Origin of the sequence: Streptomyces mangrovisoli (genome assembly GCF_000974985.2) — a bacterium.
Lineage (GTDB): Bacteria > Actinomycetota > Actinomycetes > Streptomycetales > Streptomycetaceae > Streptomyces > Streptomyces mangrovisoli.
Map to the genome: position 1 here is coordinate 1 of NZ_LAVA02000081.1, position 3,750 is coordinate 3,750.

A 3,750-nucleotide genomic window follows, 5' to 3' on the forward strand; every position below is an offset into this window, starting at 1 on the left:
GAACGGCGGCGGTCACGCGAGCGGGTGCCGGCGTGTGGGTCGGGTTGGTTGTCGGCGGGCCACGGTGTGTGGGTCGGGTTGGCCGCCGGCGGGGCTCGGGGTGCGGGGGTTGGGGGGGGCAGGCATCGCACTCCGGCGGGGGATCGGGCGCTGCGCCGACCTGCCTCGGCGTGCGAGGGCCGAGGGCCGGAACAGGGTCGACCTGCTGGCGCCGTACCCCAGGTGCGGGGACGAACCGCCCGTCAGGGATGTTCCCGGGATGATGATCCGGAAAAGTTGATGCGAGGGCGGCGGGTGGCGCAAGCAAGCGCGCCGATCTCTCGTACAGTTTGCGCCGTGGGATCTCTGCGCAATCCGGTCGGGCCGCTCCCCTCCTCCATCTACTGGCGACGGAGGGCCGTACTGCTGTCCGTGGCAGCCGTGTTGGCGCTGCTGGTCGCCTGGATCGTCACCCACGGCGGCGGCTCCGGAGACAACGGTGCGGGCGGGTCGAACGGCAAGAACCCGGCCTCCACGATCACGCCGGGACCGTCGGGATCCGGCCCCGCGATCAGCCAACACCCGGGCGGACGCGACGAGTCGAGCGGCGGGGCGAGCGGCGGCGACGACGGGTCGGGCGGCTCCGGTACGCCCGGTGCCGGTGACGCCGGCGGATCCGACGGGTCCGGTGCCGCCAACGGCGGGGATTCCACGAGTGGTTCGGACGGCGACGCCACGGGCTCCGGTGGCGCGGTCACCACCCTGCCGGCCGGTACGACCCTGCCCAACTGCACCGCCAGCAACGTCAAGTTGAGCCTGCACAGCGTCCACAACAGCTACGGCCCCGGCCAGCGGCCGTCCTTCCGGCTGACCGCGAAGAGCTCCGCCGACAGCGACTGCAAGATCGATCTCGGCCCCAAGAGCGCGGTGTTGACCATCACGAAGGCCGGCGGCAGCGACGACTACTGGTCCTCCGCCGACTGCCCGAAGGGCGCGAGCAGCCTGCTCTACCGGGTGCCCGCGGGCAGCGGCATCACCTTCACCGTCACGTGGGACCGCAAGCCGAGCGCCGCGCAGTGCGCGACGCCGCCCGCGGGCTCCGCCGGGGCCGGGACCTACCTCGTGGAGGCCAAGGCCCCCGGGTACGCCAAGCTCCGGACGTCGTTCGTGCTCACCGACGACTGAGCGCCCGGCCCCGCGCCGGAGGCGAACCCGGACCGGGCCGGCTCCCGCGCGGGTTGAACCCCGGGCGGTCCGGAGCCGTTGTGCGGGCATGACCGGTCCCGGCGGGGGCCGGCCGCCGAGCCGGGAGGTCCGCCCATGCCCGCGTCGCCGTACACGTCACCGGATCCGCACGACCCGTCCGGCCGTCCGCGCCTCGGGCCGCGCGGTCTGCTGAGCCGGCGCAGGACTGGACCCGACCCGGATGGACCCGAGCCGGACGGATCCGAGCCGGACGGGTCCGACCCTGACCGGCCCGGGCCGCGCCCCATGGGGCGGCCGCGGCCCGGTGCTCGCGACCCGGAACCGCCCACGGCCCCGCCGCCCGCCGCGCTCCTGCCGCTGCTTCCGCTCCCCGCGGGGTTCGAACTGACGTGGCAGCCCCGGCGCTCGCCCTGCCTGCCCGCCCGCGCTACGGCGCCGTGAGCCGCAGGGAGGCGAGCTTCTCCTCGATCTTCGCCGCGTCGGGGTGGTCGAACTCCGTGAAGATCGCCAGGGCCTGCCGCCAGCTGTCGTCCGCCGCCTCCGGCTCGCCCGCGGCCAGCTGGACGTCGCCGAGATGACCGAGGGTGTGGCCCTCCCCCCAGCGATTGGCGATGTCCCGGTGGGCCGTGAGGGCCTGTTCGTAGTGGTCGACCGCGCGGTCATGGGCGCCCAGCCGGTGGTGGACCGTGCCGAGCACGTCGAGGGTGACGCCCTCGACCCACCGGTTGCCGCCGGCGCGCAGCACGGTCAGCGCCTGCTCCAGGCAGCGCACCGCGTCGTCGTACCGGCCGAGCCGCTGGTAGGCGTCGCCCAGGTTGCTCAGCGCGATGCCCTCACCCCAGACGCTGCCGACCTTCCGGTCCAGCGCCAGGCCCCGGCGGCTGTACTCGACGGCCTTGGCGTACTGCCCGGAGTGCAGATAGGCGTCGCCCAGGTTGCCCACGGCCCGCAACCTGCCCTCCGCGTCGCCGAGTTCACGGCAGATGGTCACCGTACGGTGGTAGTGGTCGATGGCCTCTTCGTAGCGGCCCGCGCTGCGCAGCGCCGAGGCCAGGTCCGCGAGGGCCTGCGCCTCGCCCGGACGGTCGTGGGCGGCGCGCGCGGCGGCCAGGCCCGCGCGGGTGGTGTTGTACCAGTCGCTCAGATGACTGCGCAGGTAGAAGAAGCCCCACAGCACGGCGGGCAGCCGCCAGGCCATGCCCGTCAGCCCGGCGGCGGCGGCCTGGTGGACCGCGCCGACCAGGTTGGAGCGCTCGGTCTCGCACCAGTCCAGGGCCTGGTCGTGGGTGGTGAACGACAGGGGCCGGCAGGAGGCCGGGGCGGGTTCCAGGGGGACCCGGCTGCGGGTCGGGGTGATCAGCGGGTAGGCGGCGTCCGCGGTGTGCAGATACCAGGACACCAGCCGCTCCACCGCCGCGTCCCGCTCCCGCGCGGCCTCCTCGGCGTGGACGCGTTCGGCGGCGTACACCCGCAGCAGGTCGTGCAGGGTGTAGCGGCCGGGGAAGTGTTCGGTCAGCAGATGGGCATGGGTCAGCTCGACGAGCGGGCCGCGCGCCTCGCGCGGGGCGAGCCCGGCGAGGGCGGCCGCGGCGGGCGTCGAGATGTCCGGCCCCGAGTGCAGGCTCAGCAGGCGGAAGAGGCGTGCGGCGGGCGCGGACAGGGCCTCGTACGACGACGAGAAGACGGTCCGTACGTCGATGCTGTCGTCCCCGGCGAACGCGTCGAGGCTGCCGTCGCTGTCCCGCAGTTCCTCGGCGATGGCACTGAGCGGAAAGTCGGGGTGGGTGGCCGCGCGGGCGGCGACCACGGCGAGGGCCAGCGGCAGCTGGGCACAGCGCGCGATGATCTCGTCCACCGCCTCCGGCTCCCGCGCCAGCCGCCCGGCGCCGAGCCGGCGCGCCAGGAACGCGTGGGCCTCGGTGAGCGTCAGCTGGTTCAGCGTCAGCGGGTGCGCGCCCTCGCCGGCCACCAGGCCGGTGAGCTGGTTGCGGCTGGTGACGATGACGAGACAGCCGGGCGAACCCGGCAGCAGGGGGCGGACCTGCTCGCTGTCGCGGGCGTTGTCGAGGAGGATCAGCACCCGCCGCTCGGCGAGGACGCTGCGGTAGAGGGCGGTCTGGGCCTCCAGCCCGGCGGGGATCCGCTGCGGGGGGACGCCGAGGGCGTCGAGCAGGACGCGGACGGCCTCGGCCGGGGGTGTCACCGAGCCGCTCGGGTCGAAGCCGTGCAGGTTGACGCAGAGCTGTCCGTCGGGGAAGTGGGCGGCGACCTGGTGGGCCAGATGCACCGCCAGCGTGGTCTTGCCGACGCCCGCCATGCCGCCGATCGCACTGATCAGCACCGTCGCCGGGACGCTCCCGTCGAGCGGCACCAGCTCCCGGGCCCGCTCCAGTTCCACGGAGCGGCCCGTGAAGAAGGGCAGGTCGGCGGGGAGTTGGGCGAGGCGAGGGGAGAAGGGCGGCCGGGGGGCGGGGCGTTCGGCGGGCCTGGCGGCTGAGGGGACGGTGGGGCGGGCGGTGGGATCGGCTGCGTGGTGTCCGGCGGGCTCGGCGGGCTGGTGTCCGG

2 protein-coding genes are annotated in these 3,750 nt (G+C 75.0%); one reads left to right on the top strand and one right to left on the bottom strand.

Going from position 1 to position 3,750, the window contains the following annotated elements:
• Positions 1-336: 336 nt before the first annotated feature.
• Positions 337-1,164 carry a hypothetical protein gene (locus tag WN71_RS28900; protein WP_079178181.1) on the top strand — a complete coding sequence of 276 codons (828 nt, stop codon included), beginning with the start codon at positions 337-339 and terminating at the stop codon, positions 1,162-1,164.
• 448 nt (positions 1,165-1,612) lie between these two features.
• Here WN71_RS28900 and WN71_RS28905 read toward each other — a convergent pair.
• Positions 1,613-3,750: ATP-binding protein (locus WN71_RS28905; protein WP_071369891.1), on the bottom strand; the 2,138-nt coding region annotated here is incomplete at its 5' end.